Source organism: Streptomyces sp. NPDC002886 (genome assembly GCF_042888445.1).
Classification (GTDB): Bacteria; Actinomycetota; Actinomycetes; order Streptomycetales; family Streptomycetaceae; genus Streptomyces.
In genome coordinates this window covers 715,213-736,090 of record NZ_JBIAPV010000004.1, presented here as the reverse complement: position 1 = coordinate 736,090, position 20,878 = coordinate 715,213, and the positions used below count along the sequence as shown (strand labels likewise).

General features: G+C 73.6%; 16 protein-coding genes and 1 pseudogene. 7 read left to right on the top strand and 10 right to left on the bottom strand.

Going from position 1 to position 20,878, the window contains the following annotated elements; genetic code table 11:
- The first annotated feature begins 23 nt into the window (after window positions 1-23).
- Window positions 24-1,109 (top strand): hypothetical protein, encoded by a 1,086-nt coding sequence (locus ACFYYB_RS21640; protein WP_389436845.1) that lies wholly within the window; start codon window positions 24-26, stop codon window positions 1,107-1,109.
- 38 nt (window positions 1,110-1,147) lie between these two features.
- Here ACFYYB_RS21640 and ACFYYB_RS21635 read toward each other — a convergent pair whose 3' ends face one another.
- Complete coding sequence (locus ACFYYB_RS21635; protein WP_389436844.1) at window positions 1,148-2,647, bottom strand: hypothetical protein; 1,500 nt, start codon at window positions 2,645-2,647, stop codon at window positions 1,148-1,150.
- 183 nt (window positions 2,648-2,830) lie between these two features.
- Between ACFYYB_RS21635 and ACFYYB_RS21630 the strand changes: the two genes are divergently transcribed.
- On the top strand, window positions 2,831-4,120 hold the full coding sequence (locus tag ACFYYB_RS21630) for an ATP-binding protein (RefSeq protein WP_389436843.1): 1,290 nt from the start codon (window positions 2,831-2,833) through the stop codon (window positions 4,118-4,120).
- 328 nt (window positions 4,121-4,448) lie between these two features.
- Window positions 4,449-4,772 carry a DUF6191 domain-containing protein gene (locus tag ACFYYB_RS21625; protein WP_389436842.1) on the top strand — a complete coding sequence of 108 codons (324 nt, stop codon included), beginning with the start codon at window positions 4,449-4,451 and terminating at the stop codon, window positions 4,770-4,772.
- On the opposite strand, the gene ACFYYB_RS21620 is transcribed toward ACFYYB_RS21625, so the two are convergent.
- The 5 genes from ACFYYB_RS21620 to ACFYYB_RS21600 all read right to left on the bottom strand — a co-directional run bounded on the left by ACFYYB_RS21620 (window position 4,750) and on the right by ACFYYB_RS21600 (window position 10,131).
- A complete protein-coding gene (locus ACFYYB_RS21620) occupies window positions 4,750-5,445 on the bottom strand; it encodes a hypothetical protein (RefSeq protein WP_389436841.1) in 696 nt (231 codons plus the stop codon). The two genes, ACFYYB_RS21625 and ACFYYB_RS21620, sit on opposite strands and share 23 nt — an antisense overlap.
- Window positions 5,442-7,073, bottom strand: a complete 1,632-nt coding sequence (locus ACFYYB_RS21615; RefSeq protein WP_389436840.1) for a serine/threonine-protein kinase — start codon at window positions 7,071-7,073, stop codon at window positions 5,442-5,444. Before ACFYYB_RS21615 ends, ACFYYB_RS21620 begins: the two co-directional genes overlap by 4 nt.
- Window positions 7,074-7,194: 121 nt before the next feature.
- Window positions 7,195-8,451: a Tm-1-like ATP-binding domain-containing protein gene (locus ACFYYB_RS21610; protein ID WP_389436839.1), complete on the bottom strand. Its 1,257-nt coding sequence runs from the start codon at window positions 8,449-8,451 to the stop codon at window positions 7,195-7,197.
- A gap of 48 nt (window positions 8,452-8,499) precedes the next feature.
- Complete coding sequence (locus ACFYYB_RS21605; RefSeq protein ID WP_389436838.1) at window positions 8,500-8,976, bottom strand: NUDIX domain-containing protein; 477 nt, start codon at window positions 8,974-8,976, stop codon at window positions 8,500-8,502.
- 81 nt (window positions 8,977-9,057) lie between these two features.
- On the bottom strand, window positions 9,058-10,131 hold the full coding sequence (locus tag ACFYYB_RS21600) for a cation diffusion facilitator family transporter (protein WP_389436837.1): 1,074 nt from the start codon (window positions 10,129-10,131) through the stop codon (window positions 9,058-9,060).
- Between the two features lie 169 nt (window positions 10,132-10,300).
- On the opposite strand from ACFYYB_RS21600, the gene ACFYYB_RS21595 reads away from it, so the two are divergent.
- From ACFYYB_RS21595 to ACFYYB_RS21585, 3 genes are read left to right on the top strand one after another with little or no spacing between them, the layout of a single operon-like run.
- The gene (locus ACFYYB_RS21595) at window positions 10,301-12,649 is read left to right on the top strand and encodes an FHA domain-containing protein (protein WP_389436836.1); all 2,349 of its coding nucleotides are present in this window, start codon (window positions 10,301-10,303) and stop codon (window positions 12,647-12,649) included.
- Window positions 12,650-12,654: 5 nt separating this feature from the next.
- Window positions 12,655-13,290 (top strand): hypothetical protein, encoded by a 636-nt coding sequence (locus ACFYYB_RS21590; protein WP_389436835.1) that lies wholly within the window; start codon window positions 12,655-12,657, stop codon window positions 13,288-13,290.
- The gene (locus tag ACFYYB_RS21585) at window positions 13,290-14,276 is read left to right on the top strand and encodes a serine/threonine-protein kinase (RefSeq protein WP_389436834.1); all 987 of its coding nucleotides are present in this window, start codon (window positions 13,290-13,292) and stop codon (window positions 14,274-14,276) included. Before ACFYYB_RS21590 ends, ACFYYB_RS21585 begins: the two co-directional genes overlap by 1 nt.
- Window positions 14,277-14,477: 201 nt before the next feature.
- Here ACFYYB_RS21585 and ACFYYB_RS21580 read toward each other — a convergent pair whose 3' ends face one another.
- Complete coding sequence (locus tag ACFYYB_RS21580; protein WP_389436833.1) at window positions 14,478-14,879, bottom strand: hypothetical protein; 402 nt, start codon at window positions 14,877-14,879, stop codon at window positions 14,478-14,480.
- 109 nt (window positions 14,880-14,988) lie between these two features.
- The gene (locus ACFYYB_RS21575) at window positions 14,989-16,305 is read right to left on the bottom strand and encodes a streptophobe family protein (protein ID WP_389436832.1); all 1,317 of its coding nucleotides are present in this window, start codon (window positions 16,303-16,305) and stop codon (window positions 14,989-14,991) included.
- Window positions 16,306-16,514: 209 nt separating this feature from the next.
- Between ACFYYB_RS21575 and ACFYYB_RS21570 the strand changes: the two are divergent.
- Window positions 16,515-17,822: pseudogene (locus tag ACFYYB_RS21570) on the top strand (DUF6777 domain-containing protein); the annotation flags it as partial.
- Window positions 17,823-18,395: 573 nt separating this feature from the next.
- On the opposite strand, the gene ACFYYB_RS21565 reads toward ACFYYB_RS21570, so the two are convergent.
- Together ACFYYB_RS21565 and ACFYYB_RS21560 are read right to left on the bottom strand one after the other, a co-directional pair.
- Window positions 18,396-19,322, bottom strand: coding sequence for a C40 family peptidase (locus ACFYYB_RS21565; RefSeq protein WP_389436831.1), 927 nt, complete (start codon window positions 19,320-19,322; stop codon window positions 18,396-18,398).
- A 29-nt stretch (window positions 19,323-19,351) separates the two neighbouring features.
- Entirely contained in the window at window positions 19,352-20,734 is a 1,383-nt protein-coding gene (locus ACFYYB_RS21560; RefSeq protein ID WP_389436830.1) for an SPFH domain-containing protein, read from the bottom strand.
- Window positions 20,735-20,878 lie beyond the last annotated feature (144 nt).

Here is a 20,878-nt window from a genome sequence, read left to right as displayed (position 1 = left end):
CGCTCCGAGGCGGAGGGCGCAGCGTGCGGGTGGTCAGCTCGGTCGCCGGGTTCCTCGTGGTCCTCGGCACCTTCGTCTCGGTCACCCAGGCCCTGGTGACGCCCCGGGCCATGCGCTCGAAGCTGCCGCGGATCGTGCGCGTCCTGATCCGCGCCCCGTACCAGTTCGTCGCCGACCGGATGCCCAGCGAGCAGCTCAAGGACCGGGTCCTGGCCCCGGCCGCACCGGTCGCGATGCTGTTCCTGCTGGTGATCTGGCTCCTGCTGTTCCTGCTCGGCTACGGGCTCCTGGAACACGGGGTCTCCGACATGCCGCTCGCCGTCGCCCTGCGCGAAGCCGGCTCCTCCGTCCTCACCCTCGGCTTCGCCAGCGTCGACCGCGGCCAGCTGACCGCCGTGGACTTCTGCGCCGCGGCCACCGGCCCCATCGTCATCGGGCTCCAGATCGGCTACCTCCCGACCCTCTACGCCGCCTACGCCCGCCGGGAGGCCGAGGTCAGCCTGCTGCGCATCCGCGGCGGCGTTCCCTCCTGGGGCCCCCAGCTGCTGGCCCGGCACGCCCAGGTCGACCTGGTGGACACCCTGCCCGACCTGTTCCGGGACTGGGAGCGCTGGTCCGCGGAGGTCAGCGAGAGCCATACCAACCACCCCGGGCTGATCCACTTCCGCTCGCCGAGCTGGGACCGCAACTGGCTGATCAGCCTGCTCGCCGTCCTGGACGCCGCCGCGCTCCACCTGGCCTTCAACCCCACGGCCCCGCAGACCCAGATGCGGGTGACCCTGCGCGCGGGCTTCAACTGCCTGCGCGACCTGGCCCGCGAGGAGGGCATCGCCTACGACCCGGATCCGCTGCCGGAGGACCCCATCGAGCTGACCTACGAGGAGTTCCTCGACGGGGTCGTACGGATGCGCGAGCGCGGGGTGACCATGGCCCGCGACCCGGAGCAGGCCTGGCCGCACTTCCGCGGCTGGCGCGTCAACTACGAGGCGGTCGCCTACGCCCTGGCCTACCGCATCGACGCCGTGCCCGCGCCCTGGTCCGGACCCCGCCGCCGGGGCGGCGGCCCCATCGAGGTCCCCACCCCGGTGGACCGCAAGCCGGCGGTCTGAGCCGTCTCTCCAGACGACCTGGGCCCGTCGTCGCAGGGTCAGCCGCGCCGCTCGTACACCGTCACCCGGCGGCCCCGTACCTGCCGGTCCTCCACCACCGTGAACTCCGCGCGCAGCACGGCCGCCTTCGCCCGGTCCGCCGCGGACCCGGAGGGCTTCGCCTTCTTCCCCGAGTCCGTCACCAGGAGGACCCGCCGCTGCTCCCGCAGGGCCGCCGAGATCTGTGCCGGGGCGGCTTCCTCGCCCTTGAGGGTCCCCGACTCCGAAGGGCTCCGGACCAGCGCGATGTCCTTCAGGCCGGCGAACGCCCCCGGCGAGACCAGCGCGGTGTCCCGGCGGGCCGCCGGGACGAAGAGCACCGCGTCGCCGTCGCGCTTCAGGGCGGACACCTCCCCGGCCACCGCCAGGACGTCGTCCACCCGGCTGGCCGGAGACCGGTCGGCCAGTGCCACGGGCAGCAGCGCCACCGCCGAGACCGCGACCACGGCCGGTACGAGCGCGCCCGACGCCCTCGGGTACCGGGGCGCGAGGGCCCGTACGGCCGCGCCCAGCGCCGCTCCGATCAGCAGGGCCAGACCCAGCATGGAGAACAGCACGTACCGGTCGAGGAACAGCGGCTGGATCAGGGAGGCGGCGGTGAGCCCCAGCAGGGGCACCGCCAGCAGCGGCAGGCCGACCGAGGCCGCCGTCAGCCGGGCCGGGAGCCCGGTGCGCGGCCCGCCCCGGAGGTCCGCCAGGGCGGCCAGAGCGCCGATCGCCAGCAGGACGCCCGGGCCGATCATCATGTGCCAGGTCAGCGGCGGTATCCAGGAGACCTGCACGGACTGGGTCCGGCTGAACAGGATCAGCGGCAGCGCCCCCGCCACGCCCGCCCCCGAGGCGAGCAGCCAGGGCGCCACGACACGGCGCCCGGCCCGCGCCCACCACAGGGTCACCGCGTGGGCGGGCAGGATCAGCAGGGAGAACCAGTTCAGCAGGGCGCAGACCAGCACGAGGGCCCCGTACGCCGTCCAGCGCGGCCACGCCCGTCGCCCGGGACGGGCTCCGGTGGCCGTGGTCAGTGGTACCAGCGAGACCAGGAGCAGAGTCGACAGTCCGGCGCCGCCCGCGACCAGCGCGTACGACCGGCCCTCCTGGAGCTGGAACTGCACGGCCGGCAGCAGCCCGAGGGCCAGCCCGCCGGCCAGTCCCGCCCACGGACCCGCCAGCCGGCGCCCGATCAGCGCCACACAGCCGGCGGCGACCGCCACCGCGAGCACCGAGGGCAGGCGCAGGGTGGTCGTGCTCGCCCCGAACACCTCGAAGAGCGCGTGCATCAGCAGGTAGTACAGGCCGTGGACCGCGTCCACCTGGCCGAGCAGGTGCCAGATCTCACCCGGGGAGCGCTCCGCCACCTGCCAGGTCGCCGCCTCGTCCCGCCACACGCTGTTCTGCCGGGAGAGCCCCCACACCCCGAGCGCCAGGGTCCACAGGACCGGAACCAGCCACACGAGGTACGGCCGCCGGGCACCGGTGGCGGTGGATATGTGGGAACTCATGAAAGCTTGACGATCCTCGGGCAGCAGTTCGGGCGGAAAACACCAGTCTATGGACGATACGGAGGGTTCCCGGACCGGGTGTTGTGCACGACGGAGCGTGATCAAGCGGCCCGCCCGCACCTAGCCTCGCGGCAGCAAGGTGCGCAGCAGGCACGCAGGAGCACGAACGAGGGGCGGTACCCGGTGAACTGGCTGATCCACGACTACCGCGAGAGCGATCTCGCGGCCGTTGTCCATCTGATCGACACCACGGCCGAACTCGGCCAGGAGTCGGTCTTCTCACTCGCCGAATGCATCAGCGCCCTCACCGACCGGCAGCCCTGCGTGGTCGCCGTTCACCAGGGCGTCCCCATCGGCGCCGCCCTCGCCTGCGTCACCGGCGAACGCGCCTGGGTCATGCGCATCGCCATCGCCGCCGGCTGGCGCGGCCGCGGCCTGGCCAGCGCGCTGCTCGTGGAGCTGGAGCGGCGGCTCATCGCCGCCCGCGTCGGGCGCATCGCGTACGTCCTGCCCGAGGAGGACCTGCTCGGCGAGGGCCTGCTCAACGCCGGTTACACGCGGCAGCCCGCCGTCGCCTACTTCGAGAAGACCGAGCCGCTGCACGGTCCGGCCGCCGGTCTCCTCGACGACCTCGGCGGCCGCTTCCTGCCGAACGACCTGTGGGCCAAGGTCGCCGGCATGGAGACGGAGAAGGACCTCATCGAGCGGCGCGTGGTGCTGCCGCTCGCCGAGCCCGAGCGGGCCGCCGCGCACGGGGTGCGGCCGCCGCGCGCCATCACCCTCTTCGGCCCGCCCGGCACCGGCAAGACCACCTTCGCCCGGGCCATCGCCTCCCGGCTGGGCTGGCCCTTCGTGGAACTGCTGCCCTCCCGCCTCGCCGACGAGGGCAACCTCGCGGCCGCGCTGCGCGACGCGTTCGCCCGCATCGCCGAGCTGGAACGGGTCCTCGTCTTCATAGACGAGGTCGAGGAGATAGCGCCCGTGCGCACCGAGCCCGCCCAGCCCGGCGGGATCCACGGGGTGACCAACGAGCTGCTCAAGCTGATACCCGGCTTCCGCGAGGGCGACGAACGGCTGCTGGTCTGCGCGACCAACTCCATCCGCTCCCTCGACCCGGCCTTCCTGCGACCCGGCCGCTTCGACTACCTGATCCCGATCGGCACCCCGGACGCGGGCGCCCGCGCCGCGATCTGGGGCCGGTACACGGCGGGCCGTCCCGATGTGGACGTGGCGGCGCTGGTCGAGGCCAGCGAGCTGTTCACCCCGGCCGACATCGAGCACGCGGCGCGGATCGCGGCGCAGGTGTCCTTCGAGCGGGACCTGGAGGCGGTGGGCGCCCGCGGCGCGGCGGCCGCCCAGCTGGGCGCGAGCACGGAGGACTACCTGGAGGCGGTGGCGCAGTGCCGGCCGACGGTGACCCCGGCGATGACGGGGGAGTTCGCGGCGGACATCACCGCGCACGCCCGCTTCTGAGGAAGGAGCGGGAACCGAGCTGCCGCCCGCCACGGACGGGCAGGCGGAAATGGCCCGCAGCCACTCCCCAAAGCGGCTGCGGGCCTCCCGCGCGGACTTGGCATCCGTGCGGGACGGCCACGTTCCGTTGGGGTGTATCGCCGGCTGGAACGTGGCAGTAAACGTGTCGTGAGGGCCGCATCCCTGATGCCCTCGCCGACACGTTCGAGTCAACCAGGAGCGGGGGTTGCGGCGCCTCGGCCGCACGGCCACGATCCCCCCGGCCGGAAGGACCGCTCGGCGGGCCCGGGCCGTTGGCCGAAAGGAGGACCGGGGTTAGGGTCGGGGCATGGCCTTCGTCGTCTTCATGACCCTCCCGGGGCTCGCGCTGCTGCTCACGGCCATCGCCTTCCTCGACCTCACGCTGGAGCGCGCGGGCCGCGCCGGCCTGCTGCCCTGGCGCTGGAACGGCCGCAAGGGACAGATGTCCTCGACCGGCTTCGAGCAACTGCACGCCAGCTTCTCGCCGGGCAAGCAGAACGAGCTCAAGGAGCGGCAGAGCGCGCTGATCATGCGCGACGACGAGGAGGACGGCGCCCCGCCCCGCTCCCGCGTGGACCTCGACGGCGGACTCGCGGTGATCCGGCTGTCTAGGGGCGGCAGCGGTACGTGAACTCTGCCGCGGCCGTGCGCCGTTCGGGGGAGAGAAGCTGGAGCTCGGCCTTCGCGGGGTAGGTGCCCGCTCCCTGGAAGGTCCACAGCAGGTGCAGCCGGGCCTCCTTGCGGCCGCTCGGCACCCGTTCGCTGAGCTGCTCCGAGCGCGTCCCGTCACTGCGCAGCCAGCGGTACGTGAGCACCCCCGGCCGCCCGTTGGTCCGTACGACGGCCACCACATCGGCGGTCCCGTCGCAGCCGGGCCCCCCGGCGCCGGCGGCTCCGGTGGACACCACCACGTCCCCGACCTCCAGGGCCGGGCCGTAGCGCTGCCAGCCCAGATAGCAGAGGACCCCGATCAGGACCACGGCCGCCAGGGTGTAGCGCCGCCACTCGCGCCGCCGGCGGGGGGCCGGGGCCGGGTACAGCGGGAACGGCGCGGGGAGCGCGGCCGTCACCCCCGGTCCGAAGCGCAGGACGGAACCCTCGACCCGGTCCGGCACGGCGCCGACCGGTACTCCGAACCGCGCGGTGGGGCCGGTCCGTTCGACCCCGCCGACGGGGACGAGCCGCTCGGTGCCGTCGAGGCGCGCGGTCGGCTCCGTGCCCGCGGGGGGTCCGGTGATCCAGTGGCTGCCGAGCACGGTGGCGCTGTAGTCGTCGTCGCCCTGCGGGGCGTGGGGATCGCTCATGCCGGCTTGCACCCCCGGATGTAGATGCTCTGGACGGAACTCTGGTTGGCGGCGGCCGGCTTGGTGGTGGCGCGGACGCTCCAGTAGCAGCCGGCGCCCCGCGCGAAGGTGTGCGCGAGGGTCTGCGTGCCGGGGCTTCCGGCGGCGAACTCGACGCTCTGGCGCCCGTCGGGGACGGTCAGGGCGCCCTCGGCGTCACCGGTGAACCACTCGACGATCAGGGTGTACGGGCCCGCGCCGTCGCTGTCGACGGAGAAGGAGGCCGCGGTGGTGCCCGGCGCCGTCTGCCGGAAGGAGGTGACGTTCACCGCGGAGATCCTGACGGACGGGGAGGGGGACGGGGTCGGCGTGGGGGTCGGGGTCGGGGTCGGCGGCTTCGTCACCGTCCAGGTCGGCTTCGGTGTGGGTGTGGGCGTGGCTGTCGGCGTGGGCATCGTGTAGCTCGGACTCGGGGTCGCCGACGGCGACGCGGACGGCGACGCGGACGGGCTCGGGCTCGACGTCGGTGAAGCGGACAGGCTCGGTCCGGGCGCCGGCGCGGGCGCGCCCGGCGTGGACGCGCTCGACGTCGCGAACGCGTTGAGCGCCAGCGCGCCGCGCGGCTCCGAGCCCACCGCCTGGTAGCCGAGTACGGCCACCAGCCCGAGCGCCAGCGCCGCTCCCGCCGCGAGCAGGCCGCGCCCGCCCGGGGCCCAGCCCGGCGGCGGCGCCGGCAGGACCGTGGTGGCCAGGGCGGTGGTGCCCTGCGCCGGGGCGCCCGCGGAGGGGAACAGCAGGGGCAGCAGGGCCGCCAGCGCGGCCAGCTTGCGCTGTCCGCGTTCCTCCCACTGGGGCCCGTACGCCGCCAGGGCCACCGACTCCAGTTCCGCGACGAACGCCTCGGCGTTCTCGGGCCGTTGTTCGGGAGCCTTCGCCAGTCCCCGCCGGATCAGCGGGCGCACCGGCTCGGGCGCCTCGGTCTCGGGGACCGGAGCCTCGATGTGCTGGACCGCGAGCTCGGCGAAGTTCTGCCCGTCGTAGGGCTTGCGGCCGGTGAGGCATTCGAAGAAGGTCGCCGTCGCCGCGTACACGTCGGCCTCGGGCGACGCGGGCCGGCCCTGCCACTGCTCCGGGGCCATGTACGCGGGCGTGCCCGCCGCCCCGGGCGTCGTGCCCAGGGGGGTGGCGATCCCGAAGTCCACCAGCTTGGAGGTCCCGTCGGCCGCGACCAGTACGTTCGCCGGCTTGTAGTCCCGGTGGACCACGCCGGCCCGGTGGGCGTCGGCCAGGCCCAGCAAGGAGCCCTTCAGCAGCACGAGCGCCGCCTCCGGGCCGGTCCGTCCGCACTGCTTCAGCAGGGCGTTCAGCGGGATGCCGTCGACGAGCTCCATGACGATCGCGGCGCCGCCGGGCGCCTCGACGTACTCGTACAGACCGACCACGTAGGGGGAGCGCAGGGCGCCGAGGAGTTGGGCCTCCGCCCGGAACTCCCGGACGAAGACCGGGTTTTCGAGCATCCGGTCGTTCAGGTACTTCACCGCGACGGCCGTGCCGGTGCCCTCGTGGACCGCGAGGACGACACGGCCGCTGGCACCCGAACCGAGCTCGCGGACCTCCGAGTAACCGGGAACCGACCACACGCCGTTCATGCCTTCCCCCTTGCCGTGGCGTGACCGCGCCCCGGAGCCGGTCGTTCCGTGGACCGGCCATCACCTGGGACACATTTCCGCCACGGCCGGTTCCCTGTCGGGGGCACCTCCGTGGCGGGGATCAGGCCGCCGCGGCCCGTGCTCCGATCATGGAGTGCAGCCGGTCGGCCGCCGCCCGCCCGAAGTCCGGGTCGTTGATGTGGGTGTCGTAGTCGTAGATCCGGGCCGCGCTGCCCCGCAGCCCGTCGCGCAGCGCCGAGAACAGGGCCCCGTCGGCTTCGGGGTCGTGGTACGGCCCGCCCGGGGCGCCGAGCGTGGACAGCCCGCGCAGGGGCACGCAGACGGCCGTGGGACCGGTGGCCGTGCGGAGTTTGGCGGCGACCCGGCGGCCGAGCTCGGCGCACTCGGTCCCGGTCGTACGGATCACCGTGATCGAGGGGTTGTGGACGCGGACCCGGCGGTAGCGGACCCGTTCGGGCAGGGTCTCCATCGGGCCGAACTTCACCATGTCCAGCGCCCCCAGGCTCACCACCTGCGGGATCCCGGCCCGCCCGGCGGCGCTGAGCCGGTCGGGACCGGCGGTGAGGATGCCGCCGCACAGGTCGTCGGCGAGCTCGCTGAGGGTGAGGTCGAGGACGCCCGCGAAGATCCCCTGGCCGGCCAGGGTCTCCAGGGTCCGGCCACCGGTGCCGCTGACGTGGAAGACCAGGACCTCGTAGCCCAGCTCGGTCAGCCGTTCCCGGGCCGCGTCCACCCCGATGGTGGTCACGCCCGCCATGCTCGCCGCGATCAGCGGCCGGGGCCCCGAGCCCAGCCGGGCCGGGCGGCGCAGCTCCAGGGCGGAGCGTGCGAAGGCCTCGGCCATCCCGGCGACGGCCGCGACGGCATTGGCGAGGACCGGCGCGGAGACGCTGTTGATCCCCGCGATGTCCACGACGCTGTACATCATCGTGATGTCCGCGGATCCGACGTACGGGGCCACGTCCCCGGACGCCATGGACGAGACCATCACCTTCGGTACGCCGAGCGGCAGGGCGCGCATCGCCCGGGTGGCGATGGACGTCCCACCGCTGCCGCCGATCGCGAGGACTCCGTGCAGCCGGCCTTCGGCGTGCAGGCGTAAGAGGGTCGCTTCCGCGCCCCGGGCCATCGTGGTCACGGCCGCACCCCGGTCGGCGGCGGCGCGCAGCTCGGACAGTTCCGTTCCCGCGGCCCGCGCCACCGCTTCGCGCGGTATGTCGGCGGGGACCCGGGGCTCGTTCATGATTCCTGTGTCGACCGTGATCACTTCGACGCCGGCGCGCAGCAGCCTCTCGCGCAGCCAGCCGTACTCCACACCCTTTGTGTCCAGGGTTCCCACCAGCACGACGTTCGTCATACGTGCAATGTCCATGCAGGTGGGGTTTGTTGGCAAGTAAAGGTCAGGTCAACCCTCGTTCGCCAGGACGTCCAACAGCCGTTCCACGAACGGAATCTGAGACACCACCAGTTTGGTTCTGGCCACCTGGGGGGTGAACCACTCCACCCGGTCCAGCTCGGGGAACTCCTCCATCCGCCCCGACTTGGGCGGCCACTCCATGGTGAAGGTGCCGTGCACCGCGAGGGCCGGATCCAAGTCCGCGCGGACCGCCCAGATGGTCACCAGCTTCCCGCTGGTCATCCGCACCTCGCCCAGCGGCAGGTACGGACCGTCCGGCGGCGGCAGCCCGACCTCCTCCTCGAACTCCCGGCGGGCCGCGTCACGCGCGCTCTCCTCGGGCCCGTACTCGCCCTTCGGGATGGCCCAGGCGCCCGCGTCGCGGCGCTCCCAGAGGGGGCCGCCCATGTGGCCGAGCAGGATCTCCACCTCGGCCCCGGGGTGCCGGCGGAACAGGAGCAGTCCGGCGCTGCGCTTCGTGGTCATGGCCCGATCCCTACCCCGTCCGGGCGCGGCTCAGGCCGTCGGCGGGCCGGGCGGTGGCCGTCCCGCCGCCCGCGCCGCGGCTCAGTGGTCGTGCGGGCCCTGGCGGTGGACCGGGCCGTGGGCGTCCGCGCAGTGCGAGTCGGGCTCCCGGTCCTCGCCGGGGCGGCCGACCGTGAGCAGGGAGTCCTGGGCGTGGTCCACCTGGAGGGTGGTGTGCGTGATCCCGTACTCCTTCGCCAGCAGCGCCTCCAGGTCCCGGCGCACGGCGTGGCAGTCGCCCTCCGGGGCCACCAGGACGTGTGCGGACAGGGCGGCCTGCCCGGAGGTGATGGTCCAGATGTGCAGGTCGTGGACCTCGGTGACGGGCGGCTGCGCGACCAGCCGGTCGCCGACCGTGTCCGGGTCCACGTGGGCCGGGGCGGCCTCCAGGAGGATCCGGCCGGACTCGCGGACCAGTCCGTAACCCGCCTTGACCATCAGGACGACCACGACGAGCGAGGCGATCGAGTCGGCCTGCCGGAAACCGGTGGTGAGCACGATGAGACCGGCGACGGCGGTGCCGATGAAGGCGAACAGGTCGTTGAGGATGTGCTGGTAGGCGCCCTCGACGGCCAGCGAGGTGCGGTTCGCCTTGGAGATGCACCAGGCCGCCACGATGTTGACGACGATCCCCGCCAGCGCCGTCACCAGCACCAGCCCGCCCTCCACGGGCGGCGGATCGAGCAGCCGCCGTACGGCCTCGTACGCCAGCCAGACCGCGAGCAGCAGCAGGGTGAGGCCGTTGGCCTGGGCGGAGAGTATCTCCGCACGCTTGAGGCCGTACGTGAACCCGCCGCGGGCCGGCCGGGCGGCCAGCCGCATCGCGATCAGCGCGAGGACGATCGAGACGGCGTCCGTCAGCATGTGCGCGGCGTCGGAGATCAGGGCCAGCGAGTGAGCCAGGACGCCGATGACCACCTCGACGGCCATGAAGCCCGCGATGAGCCCGAGGGCGATGCCGAGCCAGCGCCGGTCCGCGTCGGCGGCGACACCGTGGCTGTGACCCGCGTGGCCGTGGCCGTGACCGTCGGGGCCTTCGTGACCCTGGTGGCCGGCGGCGACGGTGCCTGCGGCGGCGTGGTCGTGCGGCGCGTGATCGTGATCGTGCGCGCTCATGATGTCCCCCGTGAGTCGTGGCGAGTCGCTTGCGCGTTCCGCTTCGCCTGAAGTGAAGCGCACCTCGAGGCGATGGGCAAAGGCTGCAACGGGGACCGTTGTCATTACCCATAAGCCCGGCCTGACCTGCGGTTATGCCGGGTGCTCCGGATCGTGGGAAAATCGCCCCATGGCCCAGCGCCCCGGTGTGCCGACCGCGCCAGAGCTCCTCCTGGAAACGGACAGGGGCTCCACCGAGATGAGCCCGCGCCGGACGTACCACGTCGGCCGGGACCCCCTCTGCGAGATCTGCCTCGACGACGCCCGCGTCTCCTGGCACCACGCGGTGCTGCGCCCGGACGGCGACCACTGGACGCTGGAGGACGAGGACAGCACCAACGGCACGTGGGTCGACGGCCACCGCGTCCGCGAGTGGGCGGTCGGCGTCGGCAGCGAACTGCGCTTCGGCAGCGCCGCCGACGGACCGCGCGTCCGCTTCGCCGAACCCGCCGCCACCTCCCGGCCCTCCTCGGTCTCCCGCCCGGACATGACCAGCACCTTCCGGCGGCCGACCTCGGTCCGCCCGCTGGCCGACCGGGCCGCGGTCCGCATCGGCCGCGCCCCCGACAGCGACCTCGTCATCGACGACCTCGTCGTCTCCCGCCACCACGCCGAACTGCGCGCCCGCCCCGGCGGCGGGTACGAGATCGTGGACCTGGGCAGCCACAACGGCACCTACCTCAACGGCGCCCGCCTCACCGGGGCCGCCGCCATCGGCGAGGGCGACATCGTCGGCATCGGCCACTCCGCCTTCTGCCTGGTCGGCGACCAGTTGCAGGAGTACGTGGACACCGGCGAGGTCTCCCTCGACGTCCAGGACCTCGGCGTGGCCGTGGACAACGGCCGCAAGACCCTCCTCGACCACGTCTCCTTCCCCGTCGGCGCGACCTCCCTGCTCGCGGTGGTGGGCCCCAGCGGCGCCGGCAAGTCCACCCTGCTCGGCGCGCTGACCGGCCTGCGCCCGGCCGACCACGGCACCGTCTTCTACGACGGCCGCGACCTCTACCGGGACTACGCCGAACTGCGCAGCCGCATCGGCCTCGTCCCGCAGGACGACATCCTGCACGCCCAGCTCACCGTGCGCCGCGCCCTCGCGTACGCCGCCGAACTGCGCTTCCCGCAGGACACCGCCAAGGCCGAACGCGAGGCCCGCGTCGACGAGGTGATCGGCGAACTCGGCCTCCAGCAGCGCGCCGACCAGCCCATCCACAGCCTCTCCGGAGGCCAGCGCAAACGGGTCTCCGTCGCCCTGGAACTGCTGACGAAGCCCTCCCTGCTCTTCCTGGACGAACCCACCTCCGGGCTCGACCCGGGCATGGACCGCTCGGTGATGAACATGCTGCGCGGCCTCGCCGACGACGGCCGCACGGTCATCGTCGTCACCCACAGCGTGCTCAACCTGAGCGTCTGCGACCGCCTCCTGGTCCTCGCGCCCGGCGGCCGCATCGCCTACTACGGACCTCCCGACGAGGCGCTCGGCTTCTTCGGCTTCGACCAGTGGCCCGAGGCCTTCGAAGCCTTCGAGCACGAGCGCGAGCGCGACTGGGCCGGGGAGCACCGGGCCTCACCGCTGTACGGCCGCTACGTCGACGTCGCCGGCCGGGTCCCGGCCGCGGGAGTCGACGCATGGGCCGTGGGCATCCCGCCGAAGCCGCCGCCCAAAGCGCAGAGCTGGGGTTCGCAGCTCTCCACCCTGATCCGCCGGTACGCCGCCGTGCTCAGCGCCGACCGCACCTTCCTGATCATCATGGTCGCCCTGCCCTTCGTCATGGGCGCCATGGCCCGGGCCCTGGCCGGCAGCGAACTCAACGCGGAGACGGCCCTCAACGCCCTGTTCATCCTGTGCGTGGGCGGAGTCCTGACCGGAGCCGCCAACGCCGTCCGCGAACTGGTCAAGGAACGCGTCATCTACCAGCGCGAACGCGCCGTGGGGCTCTCCCGGTCGGCCTACCTGATGTCCAAGGTGGTGGTCCTCGGCGCCATCACCGTGGGGCAGGCCGTGGTCCTCACCCTGGTCGGTCTCGCCGGGGTCAAGACCAACGCACCCGGCGGCAAGGGCCTCTTCATGCCCCCGCTGATCGAGATCACCCTCGTCGTCGCCCTGCTGTCCGTCACCGCCATGGTGCTCGGGCTGCTGATCTCCGCCCTGGTGACCAAGGAAGAGGTCACCATGCCGCTGCTGGTCCTGCTCACCATCGTGCAGGTCGTCTTCTGCGGCTCCCTGCTGAAACTCACCGGGGTCCCCGTCATCGAACAGTTCGCCTGGTTCGTGCCGGCCCGCTGGGCCATGGGCGCGATGGCGGCCACCATCGACCTCGGCGCCATCGTGCCCGGCAAGATCACCCAGGACCCGATGTTCGACCACAAGCCCAGACTGTGGCTCACGGAGGTGGCGGCGCTCGCCGGCCTGGCCGTGCTCTTCGGCTTCCTGGTGGGCCGGGTGCTGCGCCGCCACGAGCCGGCCGTCATGCGGAAGTAGCCGCGATGACCAGCCCCGGCCAAGCCGCGGAATTCAGGCCCACCCACATCGTCCCGCAGGACGGACTCCCCGCGTGGGAGACCCCGGACCTGTCGCGTCCCACGGTGCCCCTGGACGCCTTCCTGCCCGTACGGCTGCTGTCCCGGCGCGGGGAATGGGGGGAGATCCTGTGCGCCAACGGCTGGTCCGCCTGGGTGGACGGACGCCTCCTCCTCGCCGTGCCGCAGCCCCCGCCGACCGGCGGGCGCCCGCTGACCCGCGTCGAGGACCCGCAGCCGCTGCTCACCCGGTGCGCCGAGGAACTGGAACGCTACCGGCGGGCCGTCACCGACCTCGCGGCCGGGCGGCTCGACCCCGAATCCTTCCGGCGGTCCCTGCGGGGACTGCGCGTCGGGGTCGTCGTCGACGGGGAGTCCGTGTGGCTCTACGACGAGACGGCGGGACGGTGGATGTACGGGGACGGGAGCCGTCTGGCCACCTACGCGGTCGTCGCGGGACCCGGTGCCTCACCCGCGCCGCAGTCGCCGCCGCAGGAAGCCGACACCGAGGGGCAGGGCGACGTAAGAGATGTTCCGCATGGTCCGGATGCTCCGCACGAGCCCACGAAGATCGTGCAGCTGCCCGGGACCGAGGCGGGCTGATGTCCTCCGATCCGGCCGCGGAGGCGTTCCGCGGGCGGGCGTCCGACCTGCGGGGGCGGCGGATCGCCGGGTACGTGGTGGAGGCCGAGATCGGGCGCGGGGGGATGGCGGTCGTGTACCGCGCGCACGACGTACGGCTGGACCGGACGGTCGCGCTGAAGCTCCTCGCGCCCGAACTGGCGCGCAACGACGTCTTCCGGCAGCGGTTCGCGCACGAGTCGAAGGTGGCGGCGGCCATCGACCACCCGCACATCGTGCCCGTCTTCGAGGCGGGGGAGACCGACGGGCTGCTGTACATCGCCATGCGGTACGTGCCCGGACAGGACCTGCGGGCCATGCTCGACCGGACGGGCCCGCTGCCGGTGGACGCCGCCGCCCGCATCGCCGGCCAGGTCGCCTCGGCCCTGGACGCGGCGCACGCCCACGACCTGGTGCACCGGGACGTGAAACCCGGCAACATCCTGGTCGCGGGCGGTACCGACAGCGAACACCCCGAGCACGTCTACCTGACGGACTTCGGCCTGACGAAGAAGTCGCTGTCCCTGACCGGGTTCACGAGCGTCGGGCAGTTCGTCGGCACCCTGGACTACGTGGCGCCCGAGCAGATCGCCGGGAAGCCCGTCGACGGGCGCTGCGACGTCTACAGCCTGGGGTGCGTGGTCTACGAGATGATGGCCGGCGCCCCGCCGTTCCAGCGGGACGAGGACATGGCACTGCTGTGGGCCCACCAGTACGATCCGCCGCCGCCGCTGACCTCGCTGAGGCCCGATCTCCCGCCGGGGGTGGACGAAGTGCTGGCACGGGCCCTCGCGAAGACGCCCGAGGACCGGTGGGGGAGCTGCCTGGAGTTCACGGGGGCGCTGCGCCGTGCGGGCGCGGGCGAGGGCCCGGGCGTCGGTGTGGCCGCCTTCGTCCGCGCGCCCGCCCCGGCGGCGTCGGACGGGCCGCCGCCGCCACCGCCTCGGTGGGCGCTGCCGGTGTTCTAGGCCCCCGGGAGGGCGGGGATCGGAACGGACCGGTGCGGTGGTCGCGCCGCGGGCGCGCGGCGCCGCGACGGCATCACTCGATCCTCGCGGGTCGGCCATCTGCAGAAGGTTCTGGCGCCGTACCAGGCCTTCGGCTCGTGCGTCATTGCCGGTCCAGGATCCCCTCGCGCCGGAAACGTGATCATCACAAAGGGAGATCCCCTACCGCAAGGGGCCCTGGTCCTCCGCCGGGGACGGCGCGCACACGACGTGGGCCGTGATCTCGGCGTGGGCGGCGGATGCGTACCAGCCCCTGCGGCCGTCCTCGTCCACGACGGGGTGGGAGGCCAGGACGGTGTGCCGGAGCGTGCCGTCGCGGCCGTGGTCCCAGTGGGTGGTGGAGTACCCGCCGGACTGCACGGCGGTGCCGCGCGGACAGAACACCCTGCTGACGGAGACGGCCTGGGCGGAGGCGTCCTTGCGGCCGGTGTCGCCGGAGAAGTGGCGGGCACCGGGACCGGTCGCCTGGGTGGGGAGGGCCGTGCAGAGGGTCAGGGCGAGCGCGGAGAGGGCGATCAGGCCAGCGGCGTGGAGCGGCCGGAACAGGCCTTTGGTCATGTTCACGGAGACGAGCGTGTCATGCGGAAACGATCCCCCGATGAGCCGATTTGCGACTGTTCACTCGAACGGCGCAACGTGTGGACGAGGGAGCGCGTGGGAGCGGGCAGGCCGGTCAGCGGCCGGTGGGAGCGCTGGGGCCGGCTGGCCGGGCGGGCTCGGCGGGGGACCGGCGGCCGGGTTCGTTGCGGCGGCGCCGGGGGAGCAGGGCGCCGAGGAAGCCCGCGACCGCGCCGGCGAGGAAGGCGAACCCGACCGTACGCCAGAGCAGCGGGCGCAGCTCCACTTCGCCGCCGAGGTCGCTCGCGTCGCCGATGCCGAGCAGGGAGAGCCCGAACTGGGCCTGGATCCGGGCCAGCAGGCACACCACCAGGGTGCCCAGGGCGAGGGCCACGGCCAGGTGGAGCGCGTGCTGCCAGGGGCGGACGTGTGCGGGGGAACGGGTGGCGGCCAGCACGCCGGCGCCGAGCAGCAGGACGACGGCGAGCACCACGAGCCACCACGCCCGGGAGTCCCGCTCCGCGAGGGAGGCCACGTCGATGGTGGACAGGTCCGGGGCGGAGCCCTGGCCGGTCGCGCGCAGCACCTCGTCCAGGACCTTCGGAACGGGGAGCCCGAACGGCCCCTCGGCCTTGCCCTCCCAGGCCCCGCCGAAGCCGAGGGTCAGGGCGGGCCAGACCAGGTTGGGCAGGCCCAGCAGGATCACCGCCAGGGTGCGGTCCGCGTGCCCGCGGGTCCCCGCCACCACCAGGCCGACGCCGATCCCGATCACGACGTACGCGAGGAGCAGTGCGACGACCGCGAAGGCCGCGGGGCGCACCGCCGCGTGGAAGCGGACCAGCCCCGCCGGGAGCGGCGCGCGCCGGGACACCAGCAGGGAGATCAGCAACAGGCCCAGGATCCACAGCAGTCCGAAGCCGAGACTGGCGGGGATCGCGGCCTCGAAGCCCACCGTCGGGCCGGCGTCGAGGACTTCGCCGATGTCGCCGAGGACCGAATCGCCGGTGGAGACCGCGAAGTTCTGGCGGGACAGCAGGGCGACACCGGTCAGCGCCACCAGCCACAGGAGCACCAAGGGCACGGCGCGGGCGAGGAGTCCGCGGGCCCCGGCCACGGCCCGGTTGTGCAGGGGGCGCAGGAAGAGCCAGCCGGCGGTCAGTGCGCCCGCCAGGCTGACGGAGAGGGGGAGCACGGACAGGCTCGCGTCGGCATCCGCCAGGAAGCCGGCCCCGCCCGTCACGTCGACCGAGCCGCCCGCCGCCATCAGGACGACGGCGGCCACCACGTGCGGGAACGCGCCGCCGGGCAGCTCGCCGGCGCCGGCCAGGGCGAGCCCCGCCGAGGCCGCCACGGCCATCACCGCGAAGCCCGCGAGGACCGCGACGAGGGCGTCGCGCCAGGCTCGCGCGACCGGTGCCGTTGTGGGGCTCACCCTGCCACCGTAGGCAGCTCCGCTTGCGGCCACCACCCGGACGGCGCACACAATGGTCGCCAGGAGTGCATGAAATCCGGAGATTTCCGCTGATGACCCGCGGAAGTTCCATAACGGAACGTCCGCGGAGCACCGTACGAAGGACACGAAGGGTCCGCAGCGGAGCATCCACAGGGGACCGGAACCCCTCCGCCTGGGAAGAAGAGCCCGTGACCACTCAACCCTCCGGCCAGCAGCCGCCGTGGCCGACACAGCCGTCACAGCCGCCCTCGCAGCCGCCGTCGTCCTCGTCCGGGCGTCCCACGGGCCCGCCTTCCGGGCCCCTCTCGGGGGGCCGGGAAGGGCCCCCGCCACCGCCGCCGCCGGCCCCTCCCGGAGGATCCGGGGGCGGGGTGCCCCCCGGGCCCCCGGAGCCCCCGCACAAGCCCTGGTGGCGCTCCGTTCCCCGGCTCGCCACCACGATCGTCGCCCTCGCCGCCGCCGTGACCCTGGCCGTCGTACTGACCAGGCCCAGCGGCGGCGGGGGCACCACCACCTCCGCGGGCAACGAGGTCTTCCTGCAGCCCGCGGCGGCGTCCGGGCCCGACCCCTTCACCGAGTCCACCGCCGCCAAGCAGGCGACGCCGCCGCCCGAGAGCCCGCCGCCCCCGCAGCCCTCGAAGCCGGAGACGAAGCCCCCGTCGAAGCCGGAGTCGAAGGCCCCGTCGCCCACGGGAACCACGGTCACCCGCAGCGTCAGCGGCGCCTCGCCCGAGCTGTACGGGGGAACGCCGGCCGTGCCCGCCTGTGACGTCGAGAAGCAGATACGGGTGCTGTCGGCGCAGCCGTCCAAGAACGCCGCCTTCGCCTCGTCGCTCGGCATCGCGCCGACGGCCGTGCCGGGATACCTGCGCTCCCTCACACCGGTCCAGCTCCGGGTCGACACCCGGGTCACCAACCACGGCTACGTGGACGGCCGCTCCACCAGCTACCAGTCCGTCCTCCAGGCCGGGACCGCCGTGCTCGTGGACGACCGGGGGGTGCCGCGGGTGCGGTGCGCCTGCGGGAACCCGCTCGGGCCGCCGGTGGCGCTGAAGGCCAACCCGAAGCGGTTCGGACAGCCCTGGACCTCGTACCAGCCCTCGCAGGTCGTGGTCATCGCCCCGTCCGTGACCATCGTGAACAAGTTCGTGATCTACGACTACCACGACAGCCGCTGGTTCGAGCGCGACCGGGGCGACCACCACGGCCGCCACGACCGGCCGATCCCGCCGCCGGTGATCCCGACCCCGATCTTCACGACCCACCCGCCGTCGCCGACGTTCACTTCGCCGTCGCCGACCTTCACGTCGCCGTCCCCGACCTTCACCTCGCCGTCCCCGACGGTCACTTCCCCGTCGCCGACGCTGACCTCGCCCTCCCCGACGGTCACTTCCCCGTCGCCGACGGTGTCCCCGTCCGAGTCCCCCTCCGAGTCTCCGTCCAAGTCGCCTTCGGAGTCCCCGTCGGTCTCTCCGTCGGAGTCGGCCTCGGCCTCGGCCTCGGCCTCGAAGTCGGCCTCCGAGTCCGCGTCACCGTCCGCGTCACCTTCGGAGTCCCCGTCGGTGTCGCCCTCGGAGTCGGTTTCGGCATCGGTGACCGGGTCGAAGTCCCCCTCGGAGTCACCGTCCGTGTCGCCCACCCCGTCGCCCTCGAAGAGCGCCGTGGCGCCGTCGCCCTCGCGGACCTCGGAGGAACCGAAGCCGACGCCCCCGCCCAGGACCTCCTCGGCGGCGCCTCCTCCGCCCCCGGCGACCTCGGCCCGGCCCCAGCCGCCCAAGCCGACGCCTCCGCCGCTGGTGTCGCCGGAGCCCGAACTGCCGCCTCCGCCGCCTCCGCCGCCTCCGCCCAAGCCGACGCCCGCTCCGGCCACCTCGCTGATCGCACCCCCGCCGCCGCCGCCCTCGCCGACCAGGCCCGGAGACGGTATCGAGCAGGGTTCTGACGCAGGTCAGGACGGAGGTCAGGACGGGGGTAGCGGCAACCAGTAGGACCCCGCCCGACACGAAGACCTCCCCGAGGGCCGTCGGCCCTCGGGGAGGTCTGGTCCTGCCGTCGTGCGGGGGCGGCTGCTAGCGGACGCGCCCGTACATGTTCGGGTTGTACGCGCTGAAGCTGGAGACGCGGACCTGCTTGCCCGGGCGGGGGGCCTCGATGTACTTGCCCCCGCCGAGGTAGACGGCGACGTGGTGGATGCCCGAGACGCTGCCGTTCGAGGTCCAGAACACCAGGTCACCGCGGCGCAGTTCGGAGCGGGAGATCGGGGTGGTGGCCCGGTACTGGTCGGAGGCCACGCGGGGGAGGGTGATGCCCGCGGACCGGTACGCCGCCTGGACCAGGCCCGAGCAGTCCCAGCCGCGGGGGCCGTTGCCGCCCCAGACGTACGGGTCGCCGAGATGGCCGTTGGCGAAGGAGATGGCGCCCTCCGTGCCCTGGCGGATGGGCGTGCCGGAGGAGCCGGACGAACCCGAGGAAGAGCCGGAACCGGACGACCCGGAGGAAGAGCCTGAGCCGGAACCCGAGCCGCCGGCGAAGCGCAGGTACTTGTCCTTGTGCTGGGTCCAGCGCCACCAGCCGGTGCCGTCCTTGTACCAGTACACGCGGTCCGTGGCGTCCCAGCCCGCACGGCCGCGGAAGGTCGGCTCGGTGGTGCGTACGGAGGAGGACGCGGAAGAGGAGGAGGGCGGGGCGCCTGCGGAGGAACGGCCGCTGTTTGCGACGTACTTGCTGTAATGCTGGGTCCAGCGCCACCAGCCGGTCGCGTCCTTGTACCAGTACTTCGAGCCGTCCCAGCCGGCGTGCGCCGGTGCGGGCTCGGCGGACGCGGTGCCCACCCCGGTGCCCATCAGCAGCGTGGCACCGACGGCCGCGACCACGGCGCCGCGCAGGGTGCAGCGACGACGGCGGGACACGGCGGCCGTCATGGCCGTCGTGCCGCGCGCGCAGCCGGTGCAGTCACAGCTGTCGGGTATTTCTTCGGTGAACTCGGGCGTGCGCATGCGTGATTCCTTATCCATCGGGGGTGTTTTCAGCGGGCGTCGGCGGCAGGGCCGCGCGCCGTGTAGAAGGCCACGGTCAAGTCCTTGACCAGGGCCTTGCGTTCGTAGTCGTCCAGGCCCACGAGCCCGCGGTCCGACATCCGGTGCACGGTGTCGTCGACGGCGTCGAGCACGGAGGTGAGGACGGAATCCCGGTGCCGGGCGTCGATCGAGGCGACCCGGCGGCGCTGCATCGCCGCGGCGACCTCGGGGGCGTACTCGACGTTCAGCGGCCGGGCGGAGAAGACTTCGACGCCGACGGCCCTGCACTCGGCTGCGAGGAGCCGGGTCAGTTCGTCGCCGACGGCCTCGGTGTCGCGCAGGGTGTCCGGTCCGTCCGGCCCGTCCGGCTCCGGGCCGAAGGAGTCGGCGGGCATCCGGGAGAGCACCCGGGCGGTCGCCGACTCCACCTGTCCGCGCAGGTACGCGGTGTGGTCGTCGACGGCCAGGAGTGCGCGGGCGGTGTCCTTGACCCGCCAGACGACGAGGACCACGGACCGCAGCGCGGTGCCCTCGGAGTCGACGACGCAGAGCGGTTCGCTGCGCCAGTGGCGCAGCCGCACGTCGACGCGGGTGTGGCGGGGCACCGGGTTGGACCAGATGAGCCCCGCACGCCGGATCGTGCCGCGGTAGCGGCCGAAGAGGGTCAGCGACCAGGCCTGACCGGCACGGCCGCGCCGCAGTCCGCCGAGCGCGGCGAACGTGAGGAGCGCGCAGCACGCGACGGTGGCCAGGGGCCAGGCCTCGGCGGGTGAGGTGGAGGGGCGGAGCTCCTCCAGTCGGGCGAGGGCGGCGGCGCCGCCCGTGGCGAGCACGGCGGTGAGCAGCGCCCACCAGCCGGAACAGGCTCGCGCGGGGTGTTCGGTGAGCTCGGGATCGAGCACGGCGGGAAGGGTCCGGGGGTGGCCCGGAGCCGGGGCCGCGGCCGCGGCCGGATGGGCGGGCCGGGGTATCGCCGCGCGGACGGGGGCCTGCCGAAGGGTGTCGGGGTCCGCCGGCGGACCGCCGGGCCGGCGGGGGCCGCCCGGGCCCGCTGCGCGGGTGGCGTCGGTGGTGACGTGGGCCCCGGCGGGCTCCTCGTCACGGAACAGGGGCCCCAGGACCAGCGGATCCCGGTACGGCCGTACGACCAGACTTCCGCGCCCGGTACGGGCCCCGGAGGCGGAGCCTGCGCCCGATCCCGAGCGCCGGCCGGAGTCCGTGGAGTCGGGTGCGCCGGTGTCGAGGCGGGTGGAGTCGCTGGGCGGGGCGGATATCCGTCCGGGGGTCCGGGCCGCTTCCTCCGCGCCTTCCTCCGTCCGCTCCTCCGCTCCTTCCGCCCCTCCCTCGGGTATTCCGGCCGGTTCTCCGGTCCTCTTCGGCGCTCGCGACAAGCCACACCCCACACAGCCGTGGGCGCCAACGACCCCGTGCCGGGGGGTTGCTGACACCAGCAAAGATGATCATGAACGGATCGATCTTCGCGAAATCGTACAAGTCGCCTATTAGGCGAAAGTCGCGACAGGCCGGGACTTTGG